At 73.2% G+C, this 19,463-nt stretch carries 14 protein-coding genes; 7 read left to right on the top strand and 7 right to left on the bottom strand.

The features are described 5' to 3' along the window. The first annotated feature begins 104 nt into the window (after nucleotides 1-104). The gene (locus tag Dsi01nite_RS25095; RefSeq protein WP_203848705.1) at nucleotides 105-2,099 is read left to right on the top strand and encodes an AfsR/SARP family transcriptional regulator; all 1,995 of its coding nucleotides are present in this window, start codon (nucleotides 105-107) and stop codon (nucleotides 2,097-2,099) included. Nucleotides 2,100-3,228: 1,129 nt separating this feature from the next. Here the strand turns inward: Dsi01nite_RS25095 and Dsi01nite_RS25090 are convergent. After that, nucleotides 3,229-5,520: a S8 family serine peptidase gene (locus Dsi01nite_RS25090; protein WP_239136150.1), complete on the bottom strand. Its 2,292-nt coding sequence runs from the start codon at nucleotides 5,518-5,520 to the stop codon at nucleotides 3,229-3,231. A 260-nt stretch (nucleotides 5,521-5,780) separates the two neighbouring features. Here Dsi01nite_RS25090 and Dsi01nite_RS25085 point away from each other — a divergent pair, with 260 nt between their 5' ends. Further along, nucleotides 5,781-7,367 carry a phytoene desaturase family protein gene (locus tag Dsi01nite_RS25085; RefSeq protein WP_203848704.1) on the top strand — a complete coding sequence of 529 codons (1,587 nt, stop codon included), beginning with the start codon at nucleotides 5,781-5,783 and terminating at the stop codon, nucleotides 7,365-7,367. On the opposite strand, the gene Dsi01nite_RS25080 is transcribed toward Dsi01nite_RS25085, so the two are convergent. Beyond that, the gene (locus Dsi01nite_RS25080) at nucleotides 7,361-7,801 is read right to left on the bottom strand and encodes an SRPBCC family protein (protein ID WP_203848703.1); all 441 of its coding nucleotides are present in this window, start codon (nucleotides 7,799-7,801) and stop codon (nucleotides 7,361-7,363) included. The two genes, Dsi01nite_RS25085 and Dsi01nite_RS25080, sit on opposite strands and share 7 nt — an antisense overlap. Before the next feature lie 9 nt (nucleotides 7,802-7,810). On the opposite strand from Dsi01nite_RS25080, the gene Dsi01nite_RS25075 reads away from it, so the two are divergent. Beyond that, the gene (locus tag Dsi01nite_RS25075) at nucleotides 7,811-9,691 is read left to right on the top strand and encodes a glycerol-3-phosphate dehydrogenase/oxidase (RefSeq protein WP_203848702.1); all 1,881 of its coding nucleotides are present in this window, start codon (nucleotides 7,811-7,813) and stop codon (nucleotides 9,689-9,691) included. Nucleotides 9,692-9,716: 25 nt separating this feature from the next. Here the strand turns inward: Dsi01nite_RS25075 and Dsi01nite_RS25070 are convergent, their stop codons facing one another. Next, nucleotides 9,717-11,198 (bottom strand): S8 family serine peptidase, encoded by a 1,482-nt coding sequence (locus tag Dsi01nite_RS25070; RefSeq protein WP_203848701.1) that lies wholly within the window; start codon nucleotides 11,196-11,198, stop codon nucleotides 9,717-9,719. A gap of 223 nt (nucleotides 11,199-11,421) precedes the next feature. Between Dsi01nite_RS25070 and Dsi01nite_RS25065 the strand changes: the two genes are divergently transcribed. Both Dsi01nite_RS25065 and Dsi01nite_RS25060 read left to right on the top strand, forming a co-directional pair. Then, the gene (locus Dsi01nite_RS25065) at nucleotides 11,422-14,547 is read left to right on the top strand and encodes a diguanylate cyclase (protein WP_239136153.1); all 3,126 of its coding nucleotides are present in this window, start codon (nucleotides 11,422-11,424) and stop codon (nucleotides 14,545-14,547) included. A 73-nt stretch (nucleotides 14,548-14,620) separates the two neighbouring features. Then, a complete protein-coding gene (locus Dsi01nite_RS25060) occupies nucleotides 14,621-15,232 on the top strand; it encodes an HD domain-containing protein (protein ID WP_203848699.1) in 612 nt (203 codons plus the stop codon). On the opposite strand, the gene bfr is transcribed toward Dsi01nite_RS25060, so the two are convergent. From bfr to Dsi01nite_RS25045, 3 genes are all read right to left on the bottom strand, one after another. Continuing rightward, on the bottom strand, nucleotides 15,207-15,689 hold the full coding sequence (gene bfr, locus Dsi01nite_RS25055; protein WP_203848698.1) for a bacterioferritin: 483 nt from the start codon (nucleotides 15,687-15,689) through the stop codon (nucleotides 15,207-15,209). The two genes, Dsi01nite_RS25060 and bfr, sit on opposite strands and share 26 nt — an antisense overlap. A 21-nt stretch (nucleotides 15,690-15,710) precedes the next feature. Then, the gene (locus Dsi01nite_RS25050; protein WP_203848697.1) at nucleotides 15,711-15,899 is read right to left on the bottom strand and encodes a (2Fe-2S)-binding protein; all 189 of its coding nucleotides are present in this window, start codon (nucleotides 15,897-15,899) and stop codon (nucleotides 15,711-15,713) included. 72 nt (nucleotides 15,900-15,971) lie between these two features. After that, nucleotides 15,972-16,262, bottom strand: coding sequence for a DUF4031 domain-containing protein (locus tag Dsi01nite_RS25045; protein ID WP_203848696.1), 291 nt, complete (start codon nucleotides 16,260-16,262; stop codon nucleotides 15,972-15,974). Between the two features lie 19 nt (nucleotides 16,263-16,281). Between Dsi01nite_RS25045 and Dsi01nite_RS25040 the strand changes: the two genes are divergently transcribed. After that, nucleotides 16,282-17,685: an FAD-binding oxidoreductase gene (locus tag Dsi01nite_RS25040; RefSeq protein ID WP_203848695.1), complete on the top strand. Its 1,404-nt coding sequence runs from the start codon at nucleotides 16,282-16,284 to the stop codon at nucleotides 17,683-17,685. A 4-nt stretch (nucleotides 17,686-17,689) separates the two neighbouring features. Here Dsi01nite_RS25040 and Dsi01nite_RS25035 read toward each other — a convergent pair whose 3' ends face one another. Continuing rightward, on the bottom strand, nucleotides 17,690-17,938 hold the full coding sequence (locus tag Dsi01nite_RS25035; protein ID WP_203848694.1) for a hypothetical protein: 249 nt from the start codon (nucleotides 17,936-17,938) through the stop codon (nucleotides 17,690-17,692). Nucleotides 17,939-18,521: 583 nt separating this feature from the next. Between Dsi01nite_RS25035 and Dsi01nite_RS25030 the strand changes: the two genes are divergently transcribed. After that, nucleotides 18,522-19,403, top strand: a complete 882-nt coding sequence (locus tag Dsi01nite_RS25030; RefSeq protein ID WP_203848693.1) for a GNAT family N-acetyltransferase — start codon at nucleotides 18,522-18,524, stop codon at nucleotides 19,401-19,403. The last annotated feature ends 60 nt before the right edge of the window (nucleotides 19,404-19,463 follow it).

The following is a 19,463-nucleotide window of genomic DNA, read 5'->3' as shown; positions in this document are numbered from 1 at the left end:
CTGACAAATCTGACCGGAAGACGGGACTGTCGGCCAGCCGACGTATCAGCGGGCGGCGACGCCCGTCATCCTGGTGGCGCATCCGTGCTACCTGGAGGACGGCGTTGGTCCGGCTCGAACTGTTCGGCGGTTTCCGTGTCACGATCGGCACGCTCGTGGTGCCCGACGAGGCCTGGCATCGGCGCAAGATGGCCGCACTGGTCAAGCTGCTGTGCCTGGCCCCGCGGCACCGGCTGCACCGGGATCAGATCACGGCGGCGCTGTGGCCGGACCTGGCCCCGGCGGCGGCCGCGGCCAACCTGCGCAAGACCGTGCACTACGTCCGGCACATGCTGCCGGAGCAGCACTACGAGACGAACCCGATCGTCGCCGACGGCGATGTGCTCGGCCTGCCGGTCGAGCACATCTGGGTCGACGTGGTGGCGTTCCGCACGCAGGTCGTCCAGGCCCGCGAGCGCCGCGACCTGGAGGCGTACGCGGCGGTCGTCGAGCTCTACCGCGACGGCCTGCTGCCCGATGACAACGACGAGTGGACCACGAGCCACCGCTTCGACCTGCGCTGGGACTATGTCGCGATCCTGGAGGAGTACGCGGGCATCCTGGAGGCCGCCGGCCTGCTGGAGGACACGGCCCGGGTGGCCCGGACCCTGGTCGGCCTGGACCCGCTGGTCGAGTCCGCGCACGTGTGCCTGATGCGGGTCCTCGCCCTCGCCGGACGGAGGGCCGAGGCGCTGCGGCAGTACGAGGTGCTGCGCCGGCTGCTGCACGACGAGCTCGGCACGGAGCCCGGCCCGGAGGCGCAGCGCATCCACGCGGAGGTGCTGGCCCGGCAGGTCGCCGAGCCCGCGCTGACCTCCGCGCTGTGGGAGCGGGTCGGCACGCTGCGAATGCGCTCCGGCGACCCGCGAGGCGCGGTCACGGCGTACACCTCGGCCCTGCAACGCTCGACGGGCCCGGCGGACGAGGCCCGGCTGCACCGCCTCCTCGCGTCCGCGCACCTGGACCGCCTCCAGGTCGCGCCGGCCGAGCCGCACCTGGCCCGGGCCGAGGCCATGACGGCCGACCCGGCCGAGGCGACCCGGCTGGCGCGGCTGCGCGCCGAGGTCGACTGCCTGAACGGCGACCTGGACCGGGCCCTGCACCACGCGTTGCGAGCCCGTGAGCTGGCTTCCTTCGACGGCACCGCGGACGACCGCGCCCGGGCCGAGGAGACGATCGCCATGGTGTCCCACGTCCGCGGCGACTGGCGCCGCGGCCTCGACGCCGAGTTGCGCCGGACCGGCGCGCGCCTGGACACCGACGCCTACGCCGGGCCGTTCGACGTCCACCAGTGCATCGGCCAGTTCCACCTGTACTCCGACGAGCTCGCCACGGACGTGGAGCAATACGCCCGGACGACGCTCGCGCACGCCACCGACGCCGGCGTCGTGCGGGTCCAGGCCTTCGCCTGGACCCTGCTCGGCGAGTCGCTGCTGCTGCGCGAGCAGTTCGACGAGGCGGCCGGCTGCCTCGGCCAGGGCGCCGAGCTGCACGCGTCGCTCGGCTCGACCTCCGGCGCCCTGCCGTGGCAGCGGCTGGCCGAGGTCGCCGTCTGCCAGCGCCGCCCCGACGAGGTCGGCCCGGCGCTGCGCCGGGCGTCGGCGATCGCGACGGTCTCGCCGACGGCCCGGCACGTGTGGCAGCGCATCCACGCCACCGCGGCGTTCGCCCGCCTGGAACGCGGCGAGCCCGACCTCGCCGCCCAGTCGATCCGCGCCGCGGCCGCGGCGGCCGCCCGCTACGGCGGCTGTCCCACCTGCGGCGCGCTGCTGCACCCGATCGCCGCCGAGACGTACGCGGCGCTCGGCGACAGCGAACCGGCCCGCGCCCACGCCGCCGCGGCGGCCCGGATCGCCGACCGGTTCGGCGGCTCGGCGTGGCGGGCGATGGCCTCGTCGGCGGCGGCCAGCGCCGCGCTCGTCGAGGGTGACCCGCGGGCCGCGGCCGGCGCGTTCGGCGCCGCCGCGGCCGCCTACGAGCGGGTCGGCCACACCTACTGGGCCCGCCGCTGCGACCGCCAGGCCGCCGACGCCGCGAGCCTGGCCGACGTCGTGCCGTGAACCAGGCCGCTTGGTCACCTCCGCCAGGCCCCGCGATGACCGTCTCCATATCCTCAACCACCTCAAAGAGGGGCGATTCGTACACCACTCCCGTGGGACGCGACCCATCGGCAGCGCTGGATCGGGCAGCAGGCATGCGGCGTGACTGCCGGATTTCCACAACCGGAAGGATCTCCGGGCCCCTGGGATCCTTCTGGTTGTCGCGCGCCACCAACCGCTGAGACCTGCACAGATCGACGGCGCGGGCGGCCGGTCGCCGTCACCGGTCCATCAATCCTTCGACGAAACAGCGGTCGGTCGCCCGTCGGTCCTTGGATCTCGGGAGCGCGATCCTCTATCGCCCGCTGCCCGTTGCCCGTTGCCGGGCATCGCACGCCAAGCCGCCATGATCGAAGTCGCAGGTTGGCCGCCTGAATGGCCACAGGGCAACGTTGCTCAAGTCGGCCAAGATCGATCGGTCGCGCCGGGTATCCAAGCGGCGACCCGAGTCTTGGGGTAGCGGCCAGGGTCGGATGTGGCAGGGCGGGACGGAGCAGGTGGTGAGCGGCGGCCGGCGGCGAGGAGCGAGTGCTGCGCCGGCAACGCGCGGGCACGGCAGGCAACAACGGGTGCGGTCGGTCGTGACTGCGGCCGACATCGACGGGGGCGACGACCACGTGGCGACAAGGCGGCGACGAGCCGGCTGGCTTCAAGAGGTGGCTCAACGGTGGGTGAGCAGGTGGGCGGCGGGCGTCATGGGCGGGTTGGTCATTGCCGCGGACGACCGGGTTGCGGGTGACGCGGAGCCCGGCGGGTGTGCTTACGGGTGGTGGTGGGCGAGCGTTGTCAAGAGCGGCGGCTACATGACGGCGTAGGTGGCGGAGGGACGCGGCGGCCTCATGACGGCGGAGGCAGGGAGGGGCGAAGGTGGCGACGAGATCGGCCGGCTTCGAGGAATGGGGGTCTGGGCGGTGGCGGTGGTGAGGAGGTGAGCGGGAGGCGTTCGCGGTTGGAGTTGTGCAGAGCCGCGGGCGTGGCGGCGGGCGAGGGGCGACAGAGGGCGCCGCGCTTGATGCGACCCAGGCCGCGCTGCGCGCGACCCAGGGCCGTGCGACGGCTAACGGGGCGGGGCGCGAAATGGCGAGGGGGGTCAGGGGGTGGGTTTGGTGGTGACGGCGGTGGCGGCTGTGACGGCGGCTAAGGCGTCGACGAGGCCGGCGCCCGCGGTGTCTGTGGGGCCGCAGGGGGAGTCGGTGGCGTCGACGGGCTGGGTGGTGCGGAGCAGGAGTTGGCGGGTCTGCTCGATGTGGCCGATGAGGGCTGGGTTGGCGGCCCACATGAGGGCGACGACGCCGGCGACGTGGGGTGTGGCCATGGAGGTGCCGCTCAGAGCGCCGTAGCCGCCGCCGGGCAGGGCGGAGACGATGGCGGCGCCGGGGGCCATGAGGTCGGGCTTGGGCACGTTGCCGGGGGCGGGGCCGCGGCTGGAGAAGGAGGTGACCTTCGAGGTCCGGGTGACGGCGCCGACGGTGAAGGTGGCGGGGTAGGTGGCCGGGGGGTCGGTGACGGTGGCGCAGTCGGGGCCGGTGTTGCCGGCGGCGGCGACGAAGAAGATGCCGGCGGCGGCGAAGACGTCGACGGCCTGCTGCAGGGAGCGGGTGTCGCAGCCCTCGACGGACGGGCAGCCCCACGAGTTGGTGAGGACCTGCGGGGCGCGGTCGGGGCGGCCGGCGTGCATGGGGTCGGCGCCGGCGGGATAGGGGGCGAGCATGAACTGCAGGCAGCTCACGTAGTTGGCCATGCTGCCCAGGTTGCGGGGGAGGTTGGCGCAGGCGACCCACAGCGCGCCGGGCGCGACGCCGACGCCCGCGCCGACCGCGGTGGCGAGGGTGTGGGTGCCGTGGCCGTTGCGGTCCACGGGGGCGCTGGTGTGGTCGAGCGGGTCGAGCCAGGAGTCGTCGGCGCCGCGGAACGTGGTCCGCAGCGCCGGGTGGGTGCCGTCGACGCCGGAGTCGGAGCTGCCGACGACGATGCCGCGGCCGGTCGTGAACTGGGACCAGACCTGGTCGGCCTTGATGAGTGTCAGGTTCCACGGCGGGGCGGTGGGGGCCGGCAACGAGCCCACCTCCTCCGGGCCCGGCGTGACGGGCAGCGGGCGCAGGACCGGGTTGAGCAGGACCCGGTCGACGTCGGCGCGGCCCTCCAGCCACTGGCGGGCGAGCGGGCCGGCGTTCACCTCGATGCCGTTGACCAGGTAGAACGGTGTGAACTCGAGGTCCTTGGCGCGCAGCGCACCGCGCAGGGAGGCCTGGGAGCGCTCGGCGGTGCCGACCAGCCGCTCATAGGTCAGCCGGATGCGGGTGGTGCGGTCGGGCTCGTCGCGCAGGCCGCTCAGGTCGGCCTGCTCCTTCATGATCACGAAGAGGTGCTCGCCGTGGAGACCCGGCTGGCCGAGGACCGTGTAGACGATCGCCCCGCCGGCCGCGACGACGGCCGCGGTGAGCGCGGCGAAGCGGGGCCGCCACGGGTCCCGGCCGGTCGCCGGCACGGCGACGGCCGCCGCCAGCAGCGCGAGGACCAGGCCGGCCACGGCGCCGATCAGCGCCCAGAAGGCGACGTCGCGGAAGCCCAGCAGCAGCGTGGTCTCGTCCGGGTCGACCAGGGCGAGCGGGCCGAACAGGGCGGGCGCGAGCAGGGCCGGCACCGCCGGGCGGCCCCGGCGCGCCAGCGCGGCCACCGCGAACGCCAGCGGCGGGATCGCCACCAGCGCGAGCAGCTGCACGGCGGGCTCCCCGACGCCGGCGACGAGGGTGACCAGGCCGACCCCCGCGGTCAGGCCGCCGACCGCGGCGCCGCCCCAGGTGTTGCGCAGCGGCCCGCCGAGTGCGGCGAGCGCGGTGACCGGGCGGACCGCGAGCCAGGCGACCGCCAGCGCGGCGAACGGGGCGACGACCGTCTCCACCAGGCCGCCGAACGCGCCGACCCACAGCCACGGCAGCAGCGCGACCAGCCCGATCGCCAGGGACAGCCACAGCAGCCAGCCGTCGGACCGCTCGGCCCGCCCGCGGACGGCGCGCCGCACGCCGGCGGCGACCGCGGCGGTCACGGCCAGCGCCGCCAGGTAGATCTCGTGATAGGTGTCGGGGATCAGGCGGAGGGTGCCCAGCAAGCCGCCGATCAGGGCGGTGACCGCCCACTGCAGGCCGGCGGTCCGGGCGAACGGCAGCGGGGACAGCCGCGCGAGCAGCAGCGCCGGCCCGGCGACAAGGACGGCGACCAGCCCGCCCGCCACCGGCCAGAACCATCGGGGCAGACCCGATCCGAGCGCTACCAGGCCCTGGCCGACCAGCCAGCCCCCGCCGTGGACCGCGACGGTGACCGCCACCGCCCACAGGCCGAGGACGATGGTCAATGCCAGCGCCAACCCTCGTGATCGAGCCATGGCCGCACTCTACGACCCGCCTCTGACAGTTTCGGATGAACCGGCGAGCGGTGATGGATGAGCCGGCGAGCGGTTTCAACCGCACCGGCGGACGGTCCCAGACGCTCCGGCGGGCGGCTCCGGACGAGCCAAGAGCCGACTCCCGACGAGCCAAGGGCCGACTCCAGACGAGCCAAGAGCCGGCTCCCGACGAGCCAAGGGCCGACTCCGGACGAGGCGGCGGGCGGTTGCGGATGAGCCGGCAGGGCAAACTGAGGGGCATGACGGAGACGGTGGACGCGGTGGTCATCGGTGCCGGACACAACGGTCTGGTCGCCGCCAACCTGCTCGCCGACGCGGGCTGGGACGTCGCCGTCCTGGAGGGCACCGAGCACCTGGGCGGCGCGGTCCGCTCGGCCGAGATCACCGCACCGGGCTTCCTCAGCGACCTGTGCAGCGCGTTCTATCCGCTCAGCGCCGGCTCGCCGCCGCTGCTGGCGCTCGACCTGGAGGCGCACGGGCTGCGGTGGACGCACGCGCCCGAGGTCGTCGCGCACCTGTTCCCGGACGGGCGGTCCGCCGTGCTCAGCCGGGAACTGGACCTCACCGCGGAGTCGCTGGAGCGGTTCGCGCCGGGAGACGGTCAGCGTTGGCGCGAGGTGTACGCCCAATGGCGCCGACTCGAACCCGACCTGCTGGGGTCGCTGCTCACCCCGTTCCCGCCGATCCGTGCCGGCGTGCGGCTGGCCGCGACCGCGGGGCTCGGCGACATGCTGAGGCTCGCCCGCCGGTTCCTGGTCCCGGCCGGGGTCCTGGGCGAGGAGCTCTTCCAGGGTGACGGCGCCCGGCTGCTGCTCACCGGCCTGGCCCTGCACACCGACCTGGCCCCGGACGACGCGGCGAGCGGCGGGTTCGGCTGGCTGCTCGCGATGCTCGGCCAGCAGCACGGCTTCCCGGTGCCGGTCGGCGGCGCCCAGCAGATCACCGACGCCCTGGTCCGGCGGCTCGGCTCGAGGGGCACCGTCCGCACCGGCGCCATGGTGGATCGGGTGATCGTCGCCGGCGGGCGGGCCCTGGGCGTCCGGTGCGCCGACGGCCGGTTCGTCCGCGCCCGCAGGGCGGTGCTGGCCGATGTGCCGGCGCCCACCCTGTACCAAACCTTGATCTTGAAAGATCACCTGCCCGCCCGGCTGCTGCGCGACCTGGAGGGTTTCCGCTGGGACAACGCCACGCTGAAGATCGACTGGGCGCTGTCCGGGCCGGCGCCGTGGCTGTCGCCGGACGTCGCCGGGGCCGGGACGATCCACCTCGGCGCCGACCCGCAGCGCTACGCCGCCGACCTGGCCGCCGGCCGGGCGCCGGAGGACCCGTTCCTGCTCGTCGGGCAGATGACCACGGCCGATCCGACCCGGTCACCGGCCGGCACGGAGACGCTGTGGGCCTACACGCACCTGCCCCGGCCCGCGAAGCCCGGCGAGGTCGACGCGGAGATGGTCCGGACCCAGGTCGAAAGGGTCGAGGACGCGATGCGCCGGCACGCCCCGGGCTTCGCCGACCTGGTGCTCGCCCGGCACGTCAGCGGCCCCGCCGAGCTGGTCGCGAAGAACCCGAGCCTGGTCGACGGGGCGATCAACGGGGGCACGGCGGCGGCGCACCAGCAGCTCCTCTGGCGGCCCGTGACCGGCCTCGGGCGCGCCGACACGCCCGTCGACCGGCTGTTTCTGGCCAGCTCCAGCGCGCACCCGGGCGGCGGGGTGCACGGTGCCGCCGGCGCGAACGCGGCCCGCGCCGCCCTGGCCCGGCACCGGCCGCTGCTCGGCGACGTGTATGCCGCCGGTGTCAGAAAGGCGATGAAGGCAATCTACTGAGCGCGCCGCTCCGCGAGATCGGCGAGGCGGGCGAGTGCCTCGGTGTTGCGGTAGTGCAGCAGGACGTCGCCGACCTTGTTGCGCACCCCGACGAGCGGCCCGTCGGTGAACTGCTCCTGCATGCTCACCCGGGTCGCCTGGTCGTCCAGCGGGTCGAGCGTGAAGCGCACCTCCCCGGCGCCGAGTGGCCACAGCTGCACCTTGAGCAGCAGCATCCGGCCCTGCTCGCACTCCAGCGACTCGCTGCGGTCCTTGATCGACATCGGCCACGGGCCGGCCTTGTGATGCAGCCGGGAACCGGGCGACGGCCAGGACGGGTCGACGTCGCGGACGTGCGCGGTGCCGACGACCCAGTCGCTGTACGTCCAACCGTCGGCGAGGACGGCGAAGACCCGGTCGGCGGGCGCGCTGACGATACGTTCGGTGATGGACACGATGCTGTGATGCCCAATGACAGGCGCGGCTACCGTAGTGAGGTGCGCCGTGAACCCTCCACGTCCCGATTCGAGGCCAGCCGCCTGTCGCCCGGTCGCCGGGCACAGGACGTCGCCAGGCTGCGCCGCGAGCGTTTCGACGTCCTGATCATCGGCGGGGGTGTCACCGGCGCCGGAGCCGCGCTGGACGCCGCGTCCCGCGGGCTGTCCGTGGCCCTCGTCGAGGCCCGTGACCTGGCCTCGGGGACCTCCAGCCGGTCCTCGAAGCTGATCCACGGCGGGCTGCGATATCTGGAGCAGCTCGAGTTCGGCCTGGTCGCCGAGGCGCTCCAGGAGCGTGGCCTGCTCGCCACCCGGCTCGCCCCGCACCTGGTGCGGCCGGTGCCGATCCTGGTGCCGCTGCCCGCCCACCGCGGCCTGACCGGCGCCGTCCACCGCGTCTGGCAGCGGGCCTACTACGGCGCCGGCGTCGGCCTCTACGACGCGTTCGCCACCGCCGCCCAGCTTCGCGGGTCGGCACCGCGCGGGATGCCGCTGCACCGGCACCTGTCCCGCGCCGAGACCCACCGGCGCTTCCCCTCGCTGCGCGAGGACGCGATCAGTGGCGCCATCCAGTACTTCGACGGCCAGGTCGACGACGCCCGGCTGGTCACGACCCTCGCCCGCACCGCCGCCAGCCTCGGCGCGGCGATCGTGCCCAGCGCCCGCGCGGTCGGCCTGCTCCGCGACGCCCGGGAGGTCACCGGGGTGCGGGTCCGGGACCTGGAGTCCCGGGAGGAGTTCGAGGTCCACGCCCGCACGGTCGTCGCCGCCACCGGCGTGTGGATGGACGACATCGCCGGCCTGCTGTCCAACGGCGGCCCCCGCGAGTCGGCGGGCCTGCAGGTGCGCGCCAGCAAGGGCGTCCACCTGGTGGTGCCCCGCTCCGCGATCACCGGCGAGGCCGGGCTGATCCTGCGCACCCAGACCTCGGTCCTGTTCGTCATCCCGTGGGGCGGGCACTGGATCATCGGCACCACCGACACCGACTGGCACCTGGACCGCGGGCACCCGGCGGCGTCGGCGACCGACATCTCCTACCTGCTGGGGCAGGTCAACGAGGTGCTGGACCGGCCGCTGTCCACGGAGGACATCGAAGGCGTCTACGCCGGCCTGCGCCCGCTGCTGTCCCGCGAGGCCCGCCAGCGGCAGCCGCACAGCCGCGACGAGCAGACCTCGGCGCTGTCGCGCACCCACGCCGTCGTCGAGCCGATGCTCGGGCTCATGCTGATCGCGGGCGGCAAGTACACCACCTACCGCGTGATGGCGGCCGACGTCATCGACCGGGTCGCGCACCGCCTGGGCGGCCTGCGCCGGCACGGTGGCCTGGTCCCCGCCTCCCGCACCGCCGACCTGCCGCTGCTCGGCGCCGACGGCTACCACTCGCTGTGGACCAACCGCGCCGACCTGGCCCGCCGGCACGGGATCTCGGTCGGCGTCCTGGAGCACCTGCTGGAGCGCTACGGCTCACTCGCCTTCGACGTCCTGGCCCTGGACCCCGCGCTGCGCCGGCCGTTGCCGGGCGCCCCGGAGTATCTGGCGGCGGAGGTGGCGTACGCCGCCCTCGCCGAGGGGGCCCTGCACCTGGAGGACGTGCTGACCCGCCGGACCCGGATCTCCTTCGAGACCGACCACCGCGGCGCCGCCTCGGCCGCCGAGACGGCGGAGGTCATGGGAGCGGTGCTGGGCTGGGACGCGGCGACCAGAGCCCGGGAGATCGAGCACTACCTGGCTCGGGTGGCGGCGGAGCAGGAGTCGCAACGGATGCCGGACGACCTGACGGCCGACGCGGCCCGACTCGGCGTCCCGGACGTGCGCGGATTCCAGTCCGACCGCACCGCCATTTCGTAAAAGCGGTGCGGCCGGAATTTTCAGATCACTTCCACTTCTTCGCGGACCAGGTGCTGGAGCTCCAGTAGTGCCCGCTCCAGTAGTGCCCGGACCAGGTCCCGCCGGACCAGTAGTGCCCGGACCAGGTGTCGTCGTACCAGGCCTCGTCGGCCCAGCTCTCCCCGGACCAGGTCGCCGACGCCCACGTCTTCGACGCCCACGAGGTGCCGGTCCAGCCGTCGCCGGCCATCCGGCGGCCCATCCAGACGCCGCCGTTCCACGCGGTGCCGTTGCGCGTCTCCTGCGCCCAGACCGCCGGGTTGAACCCGCCGAAGATGTCGAACTCGCCGACGAGCTGCTGGTTGTCGTGCACGACGTGGTTGCTGCCGCGGGCGGACTCGAGCGAGCCGACGCCCGCCGACGTGCCGGCGGCCTGGACGGTGGTCGGGGTGGCGGCCTTCACCGCCGCGGCGAGGTTGAGCTCGCCGACGCCGCCCGCCAGGGGCGTCGCGGTGCCCTTCAGCAGGGCCTTGACCTGGCCGGGGGTGAGGGTGGGGCGTTTCTGCAGGAGCAGGGCGATGCCACCGGCGGCGACCGCCGCGGCCTGGGAGCTGCCGCTGCCGCGGAAGAACCGGTCGCCGACGCGGGCGCCGGGGTAGGTCTGGTCGAGGTAGGAGCCCGGGTCGCGCAGCGACACGATCTGCTCGCCGGGCGCCAGCAGGTCCAGGTTGCGCGTGGTGCCGCGGGAGTTGAACGTCGACGCGGTGTCGTCGGCGTTGGCGACGGTGTTGTTCACCGCGGCGGAGCCGACGGACAGCACCGACGGGTCGTTGGCCGGGTTGGTGAGCGTGGCGACGGTGCCGGTGTTGCCGCCCGCGGCGACGACGACGACGCCGTTGCGCCAGGCGTTCTCGACCGCGTAGTTCAACGGGTCGTAGAAGGTGGACTGGGTGCTGTCGGTGCCGTACGCCAGGGTGATGATCCGGATCGGGCTGGCCTTGTCGTCGTTGCGGTGCTGGACGACCCAGTCGATGCCGGCGATCACCTGCGAGACGTCCACGGCGCCGCCGGACGCGCCGACCTTGATGGAGGTCAGCTTGGCCTTGGGGGCGATGCCGTGGAAGCCGGTGGCGGTGTCGTTGCCGACGATGATGCCGGCGAGATGCGTGCCGTGGCCGAACGTGTCGAGGTAGCGCAGGTTGGCCGACTGGGACTCGAACGACAGGTCCGGGCCGTTGACGATCTGCGCCGCGGGCAGGCCGGCCACGTTGACGACGCCGGTGTCGATGAGCGCGATGCCGACCCCGGTGCCGTCGCCGCCGCCGACCTGCGAGGCGTAGGCGTTGCCGAGGTCCGTGGCGGTGAGGCCGGAGCCGCCCGCGCCTGCCCAGGCGTCGGCGTGCCACAGCCGGGAGCCCTGGTCGTGGGCGTAGGCAACCGTCGGCGCTGAGACCGCCGATCCTGCGACAACGGGCGCTATGAGACCGAGCGCTACGGCACCTGCGACGACAGTCCTGTGAGCTGCCACCAGTGCTCCTTCCTGGGGTCCGGCCCGATCGGTGCCGGCTCACCAAACATGCGGGACCGTTTACAGATAGTCACGTCCTGGCGACGCAACGGCACCTTCGGCGGTGACGAACAGCCACCGGGTGGACACCGGACGGTCAAAACCCGCTGAACACCTCATCGGCGACCCCGGTAGGCCGATCAGTTTGACAATGAACGTGCAGGGCGGTCCGGCACCGGTGACGATGGATCCAGTCACCGGTGCTCATTCGCGTGCCGCTCTGGACGTCGCCCTGCACGACGTCGCGGGGTGCAGCCTGCTGCTGTTCGATGTCGACCACTTCAAGACGGTCAACGACGCCTTCGGCCACCTCCGCGGTGACCTGCTGCTGCGCCAGCTCGCCGACCGGATCGCCGAGCTCATCCGCACCGACGACGTGCTGTTCCGCTACGGCGGCGACGAGTTCGTGCTGCTGCTGCCGAACACCGGCGCCGACGAGGCGCTGCGGCTCGCGATCCGGCTGACGGACGAGATCCGGGCCAGGGAGTTCGCCGGGACCCCGCCGCTGCACCTGTCGATCAGCCTCGGCGTGGCCACCAGCCCCGTGGACGGCACGGACGGCGAGACCCTGATCGCGGCCGCGGACCGGCGCAACTACCTCGCCAAGCGCCGCGGGCGCGGGCAGGCGGTCGGCGACGACGTCGAGGCGTCCGCCGCCGCCGGCTCGTCCCGCCTCTGGGAGCGGGACGCGGCGCTGAGCGCCACGCAGGAGTTTCTCACCCGGGTCGCCGCCGGTGGCCACGCCGCCCTGCGGATCGTCGGCCCGCCCGGCGCCGGGCACACGCGGTTCCTCCGTGAGGTCGCGCAAATCGCCCGTTTACGGGGTTTTCCGGCGGTACTGGCAGCAGACCGCGCGCCCGGCTGCATCCTCCTCGTCGACGTCGGCGACCCGCTGCCGGAGCTGGGTGACGCCGCGGCGATCGTCTACGCCACCACGAGCGTGCACGACGACGACCCGCGCCGCACCGGCCTGCGGGAAGCCGTCGTCGAGCTGACCCCCTGGTCCCCGGCGACGCTGCGGATCTGGCTGCGCATCACCCTCGCAGGCGAGCCCAGCACCGCCCTGGTCGACCGCCTCGTCGAGCGCTCCGGTGGGCTGCCGGCCCGGGCCGAGGCCGAGCTCGGGCGGCTCCGGGCGCAGGGCGAGCTGATCGGCTCGGCGGACGGCACCTGGACCGTCAAACCACAGCAGGCCAGACGCCGCCGCAGCCGGCTGCCCGTACCAATGACCAAACTCGTCGGACGAGACCGGGAGACGGCCAGGGTCGCCGCCCTGGTCCGGGACGGGCGCCTGGTCACCCTGGTCGGGCCGGGCGGCATCGGCAAGACCCGGCTGTCCCTGGCCGCCGCGACCATGCTCGCCGACGACTTCCCCGGCGGCGCCGTGTTCGTGCCCCTCGCCGACAGCACCGACGCCGAGCTGATGACCGCCGCCCTGGCCAGGGCGCTGCACGTCAGCGAACTGCCCGACCAGCACCTGTTCGACACCGTCCTGGACCAGCTCACCGACGCCGAGCTGCTGCTGGTGCTGGACAACTTCGAGCAGGTCGTCGACGACGGCGCGGCCCTGGTCAGTGACCTGCTGGCGGCGGCGCCGGGGGTGCGGGCGCTGGTCACCAGCCGGGAGCGGCTGTCGCTCTACGGCGAGCAGGTGTATCAGGTGCCGACGCTCGCCGACTCGCCCGCCGTGACGCTGTTCGAGCAGCGGGCCCGGGCCGTCGACGCCGACTTCGAGATCACCATCGACACGGCGCTGCCGGTCGCCGCGCTGTGCCGCCGCCTCGACGGCCTGCCCCTCGCGATCGAGCTGGCCGCCGCCCGCATCGACCGCTGGACCCCGGACGAGCTGCTCGACCACCTCACCGAGCACCTCGACCGGGACCTCGACTCCCTCGGCGGCGCCGGACCGCGGGACCTGCCGGCCCGCCAGCAGACCCTGCGCGGGGCGATCGACTGGAGCTTCGTCCTGCTCGACGCCGAGGAGCAGCGGCTGCTGACGGAGCTGTCAGTGTTCGCCGGCGGCTGGACGGCCGCCGCGGCGCTCGCGGTGACCCTGCCCGGCGGCGACCTGGACCTGCTGGTGAAACGGCTGTCGGCGCTCGTGGACAAGCACCTCGTGGTCCGGGACGAGGACGACGGGCGATACCGGCTGCTGTCGACGATCCGCTCCTACGCCCGGCACCGGCTCGATGGCGCGGTCGAGCCCCTCGACCGGCACGCGGACTTCTACGCGGCGTTCGCGGAGGCGTCGGCGGTCGGGCTGTCCGGCCCGGAGCAGGTCGAGTGGACCGGCCGGGTCGAGACGGACTACCAGAACGTCCGGGCCGCCTTCGCCCACGCCGATGTCGCCACCAAGACGCGGATCTGCCTGGGGCTGTGGCGGTACTGGCGCAACGGCGCCCACATCAACGAGGGCCGGGACTGGCTCTCGACCCTGCTGTCCGCCCCCGGACTGGAGGACGGCGCCCTCGCCCGGCTGCTGCACGCCGCCGCGATCCTCGCCGCGACCCAGGACGAGCACGAGGAGGCGCTGCGCTTCGGCGCCTCGGCCCTGGAGAAGGCGACGGCGGCCGGCGACCGCGCGACGGTCGGCCACGCGCACAACGCGATGGGGATCGCGGCGATCGGCGGCGGCGACCACGCGGCCGCCACCGGGCACTTCGGGCACAGCCTGGCGATCTGGCGGGAGCTGGACGTGCCGCAGGGCGTCGCCGCGTCGCTCGGCAACCTCAGCAAGGTGTCACTGTCGCGGGGTGAGATCGCCGAGGCCGAACGGTACGCCACCGAATGCCTGGCACTGGAGCGCGCCGCCGGCAACACGCGGGGCATCCAGCTCGCCCTGGAGTGCCTCGGCCAGATCATGCTCGCCCGGGGCGACGTCGCCGCGGCCCGCGAGGCGCTCGACGAGAGCCTCACGCTCAGCCGGCAGATCGGCGACGCGTTCGGCGCCGCGATGGCCCAGCACCAGCTGGGTCTCGCCGCCCGCCTGGAAGGCGACCGGGTCGAGGCGCTGCGGCTGCTGGTGACCGCGCTGACCACCCGGCACGAGGTCGGCGACCGGCTCGACCTGGCGATCTCCCTGGACGTGGTCGCGGCGCTGGTCGCGGCCGACGACCCGGCGCACGCGGCGCGGCTGATCGGCGCGGCGGACGGCCTGCGGGCCAGGCACCGGCTCGCCGAGCCGCCGGACGCGCAGACGTTGCGCGCGGTGACGCTGCCGCTGCTGCTGGACCATCAACGGGACCGGGCGGCCGGCCGGGCGGTGAGCATCGAGCACATCGTCGAGGCCCTGAGGCCTGTGTCGGAGTAGGGGTCGGTGCGAGGCGACGCCTGGGCCCGCCGCAGCCCGGCTCCTGCTCCGACACAGGCCTTAAAGTCGTCCTATGGTGTCGTTGGCTGACTGGCAGCGCCTGTTCCCCGCGGACTCGCTCATCGGGGCCGACCTGATCGTGCGGTGGTCCGAGCCGCACCGGCGATATCACACTCTCGATCACCTGGCGGTCATGCTGGGCGTGATCGACGAGCACGCCGCCGTCGCCGACGACCCGCTCGCGGTCCGGCTGGCGGCGTGGTTCCACGACGCGATCTACGAGCTGAACACGGCCGACAACGAGGAACGCAGCGCGGTCCTGGCGATCTCCGTGCTCCCCGGTCTCGGGGTTCCGGCGGACCGGGTGGCAGAGGTGGCCCGGCTCGTGCGCCTGACGGCGGGACACGCGGTCGCCCCCGGGGACCGCAACGGCGCGCTGCTCGCGGACGCGGATCTCGCGATTCTCGCCTCGCCGCCGGTGGACTATGCCCGTTATGCGGCGGCGGTACGCGAGGAGTACGCCGCCGTGCCCGAGGAGGCCTTCCGGGCCGGACGGGCGCAGATCCTCGGGACGTTCCTGGCCGAGCCGGACCTGTTCCGGGCGGTGCCGGGGCGGGCGGAGTGGACCGCCCGCGCGCACGACAACCTGCGGGCCGAGATCACGACGCTTCTGGGTGCTCCGTGACGTTCTGCAGATACAGCGGCTCACCGAGCTTCTCGATGAGGCCCAGCTGCGTCTCGAGGTAGTCGACGTGGTGCTCCTCGTCCTCGAGGATCGCCTCGAAGATGTTGGCGGACGTGACGTCGCCGATCGAGCGCATGTAGTCGATGCCGCGGCGCAGCCGGTCGACGGCCTCGACCTCGACCTGCATGTCGCACTTGAACTGTTCCGGGACGGTCTCGCCGATGCGGATCGGGAAGAGCCGCTGGTAGTTGGGCAGACCCTCCAGGAACAGGATCCGGTCGGTCAGCACCTCGGCGTGCTTCATCTCGTCGATCGACTCGTGCCGGGTGTATTTGGCCAGGACCGTATATCCCCAGTTCTCCTGCATCTTCGCGTGTAGGAAGTACTGGTTGATCGCCGTGAGCTCGGCGGTCAGCTGTTCGTTGAGAAATTCAATGACTCGTGCATCCCCCTGCATGTGGGCAGGGTAGCCGCTTTTCTAGGCCAAAGCGGGCAATACCGCATTTGGCACCTCGGCTTCAAGCAGGTCAGCCACCCGATCGAGGCAGGTGCCACACCCGGTGCCGGCGCCACACTCGTCGCCGACGGCGTCCTCGGAGTGCGCGCCGGCGCGGATGACCCGCCGGATCTCGCACTCACGTACCCGGGCGCAGATGCAGACATACACGATTGTGCTCCTCGCTTAGCCTTACCTAAGCAAGGGTCGCCTAAGTTCCCTCCGAAAACAACCCCTGAGCAGCTATTTCACAGCCCTGGATGGGCGCGCTGATTCGGACAAATGGCGTGGGCGGCGCAGGCCGGCAGCTTTCAGGCGGGCCACGATCTCCTTGCCGGTCACGAGACTCGCACCCAGCCAGATGGCGGTCTGCACCCGATGCGCCGGCACGTCGTAGTGATCCCGCTCGAACGCGCGCCGCGGCACGCCCAGCAACTCCGCGAACACGTGCAGCTCGGTCACCGACACGTCGCTGATCAGATGGGCCCAGAGCCGGCCGTGCGCCGGCCACCGCGGCGTGTCGATGTAGAGCACGCCCACTAGCCTGCCAAACATGGATCTCAACTCGGATCTCATTCACGAGCTTCGCGCCGCCCTGCCCCACGAGGGCGGGGTGCTCACCGACCCGGACCTGTTGCGTTCGTACGAGCACGACGAAGCCGACCTCTGCGAGTACGGGACCCCCGCGGTCGTCGTGCGTCCCCGCACCACCGGCCAGGTCTCCGCGGTGCTCCGGGCCGCGAGCCGCCACCGCGTCCCCGTCATCCCGCAGGGCGCCCGCTCCGGCCTGGCCGGCGGCGCCAACGCCATCGACGGTGCGATCGTGCTGTCCCTGGTCGCCATGAACGAGATCATCGACATCGACGCGGCCAACCGCGTCGCCGTCGTCCAGCCCGGTGTCGTCAACGCCCAGCTGCGCCGCGCGGTGGCCGCCCAGGGCCTCTACTACCCGCCCGACCCCGGCTCCTGGGAGCAGTCGACCATCGGCGGCAACGTCTCCACCGACGCCGGCGGCATGTGCTGCGTCAAGTACGGCGTCACCAGCGACCACGTCATCGGCCTGGAGGTCGTCCTGGCCAGCGGCGAGGTCCTCAACTGCGGCCGCCGCACCGCGAAGGGCGTCGCCGGCTACGACCTGACCAGCCTCTTCGTCGGCTCCGAAGGCACGCTCGGCGTCATCACCGAGATCACGGTCAAGCTGCGCCCCGCGCCGGCCTCCTCCCTCACCCTCGTCGCCGTCTTCGACACGCTCCCCGCCGCGGGCGCCGCGGTCGAGTCGATCATCACGGCCGGCATGCAGCCGAGCATGCTCGAGGTCATCGACCGGGTCACCCTCAGCGCCATCGAGGCGTTCCGCCCCATGGGCCTGCCCACCAACGCCGCCGCCCTCCTCATCGCCGCCGTCGACTCCGGCACCAGGGCACCGGACGACCTCGCCGCGATCGCCGCCCTCTGCCGGCAGGCCCAGGCCGCCGACATCCACGTCGCCACCGACACCACCGAGGCCGACGCGCTGCTCACCGCCCGGCGCCTCGCCCACCCCGCGATGGAGCAGTTCGCCGCGCAGCTCTTCCCCGCCGGCGGCGGCATCATGGTCGACGACGTCGCCGTGCCCCGCACCCGCCTGGTCGACCTCATCGAAGGCATCGAGGGCATCGCCTCCGCCCACGGCGTGGTGGTCGCCACCGTCGGCCACGCCGGCGACGGCAACCTCCACCCGATCATCGTCATCGACCGCTCCGACCCCACCAGCCTGGCCCGGGGTCAGAAGGTCTTCGACGCCATCATGTCCCTCGGCCTGTCCCTCGGCGGCACCTCCACCGGCGAACACGGGGTCGGCCTGCTCAAACGCGACTGGCTGGCCCGCGAGATCGGCCCCACCGGACTGAAGGCGCACCGCTCGATCAAGGCCGCCTTCGACCCCGACAACATCCTCAACCCCGGCAAGATCTTCTGAACCGTCACTTGAACCGGTTGACCGGCCCCGCGTCCATCCGCACCATGACCCGGCCGTCGGGCCCGATGTACGCGTCCGGCCGGTGCTCCGAGTTGGGCCGCGAGTACGCCTCCAGATACTCGACCCGGACGTTGCCGTCCCGCCCGTTGTGGATCACCGCGGGCACGCAGGTGTAGATCCGGTTGTTCCGGTTGCCGTTGCTCGCGTCGATCACGGTCCGCTCCCCGGCGCCGTTGCCGACCGCGAGCGACACGCGGTACTGGTGGAACGACCCCGTGCACCGGTTGGCGCCACCCGGTCCGCCCGTCCGGGGCGGTGGCACGGCGCCCGGCGGCTGCACCGGGGCCATGACCGCCGCGCCGGCGCCCGTCAGGTGGCCGACGCCGGCGCGGCGGTCGGTTTCGTGGCCACCCGCATGACTGGTTGCGTTGTCGGCGTCGCCGTGGGGGGGGTCTCGTCGTCGCCGCGATCACGACCCGCTCCACCCCGGCCTCGATCCGCGCCAGGTCGACCGCGATCTCGTCACGCGCCTGTCCGCTCTCGTGCTTCCGGCGTGCCGCACGGCGCCGCCCGGGTGGACCGACGCCCCAAGGCGGCGGTTAGGCCGAAGTGGCGACCGAAGTCGTTCGCAAGCGTCGGCACGGGCAATGCACGGCTTCGATCACCGTTAGGTTGATCAAAATCGTCCCACGGCGACCGGCCCGCGACTTCGATCTCCGTCACGGATCGAAGTTGCATGCTGGCGCGTCGACGGTTGGCGCCGTCCCTCGATCACCCCTGAAGATCCACTCTTGGAGTGGATCAGGGCACCGCTAACAGTTAGGTATCTTTACCAAATGATCGTTGAGCGCGGGGATGACCGTGAGGTGGTTCGGCTGTGTGCTGAGGCGTTGGACCTGCCTGAGGACGCCGGGGAGGCCGGGGCGCTGGTGCGGCGGTTGACCTCGCCGCCGGATGGGCGGGTCACGGTGCGTCTCTCGGCGCTGGGCGACGACGGTGCTCCGACCGGCGTGGTGTTCGGTTCGATCAGCGACGCCGACCCGCTGCTCGGTCACGTCGAGCTGATCGCGGTGCGGCCCGACCGGCGGCGGGAGGGGATCGGTCAGGAGCTCCTCGCGGCGGCGGAGCGGGAACTCGCGGCGCGAGGGGCGCAGCGGATCAGGATCGGCGGCAACCCACCGTGCTACGTGTGGCCGGGCATCGACGTGCGGTACACGCCCGCGGTGTGCCTCGCGCAACGGGCCGGGTACGAGCGCACCAACACCGCCTGGAACATGACCGCCGACCTGACCGGCGGCTGGACCGAGGCGGGGGCGGACGAGGAGCGGCTGGACGGCACGGGGGTCAAGGTCATGCGGGCCGGCCCCGACACGCCGGAGTGGGTGCGCGGGATCTGGGGCGACGGCTGGGCCTGGGAGGTCGCACAGTCGCTGGGGCGTGACGACGCCGGCTGCTGGGTGGCGGTGCGGGACGGCGAGATTCTGGGGTTCGCGGCGTACGGCGCCAACCGCCCCAGCTGGTTCGGCCCGATGGGCACCGCCCCGGCGGCGGAAGGGCTCGGGGTCGGCCGGGTGCTGCTGCGGCGCTGCCTCGCGGACCAGCGGGCCGACGGGCACAGCACGGCGCAGATCGGATGGGCGGGGCCGGTCGCGTTCTACGCCAAGACGGTCGGCGCACGGCTCGAACGGATCTTCTGGATCTACACGAAGCAGCTGTAGGGATCTCCACGAAGCAGTTGTAGGAACGCATGAAGGGCAGGCCGTGGGTTCGCCACAGTC

This window comes from Dactylosporangium siamense (genome assembly GCF_016862795.1).
GTDB classification, from domain to species: domain Bacteria; phylum Actinomycetota; class Actinomycetes; order Mycobacteriales; family Micromonosporaceae; genus Dactylosporangium; species Dactylosporangium siamense.
Note: the sequence above shows the minus strand (reverse complement) of the source record. Positions and strands in the feature narration are given on the sequence as shown.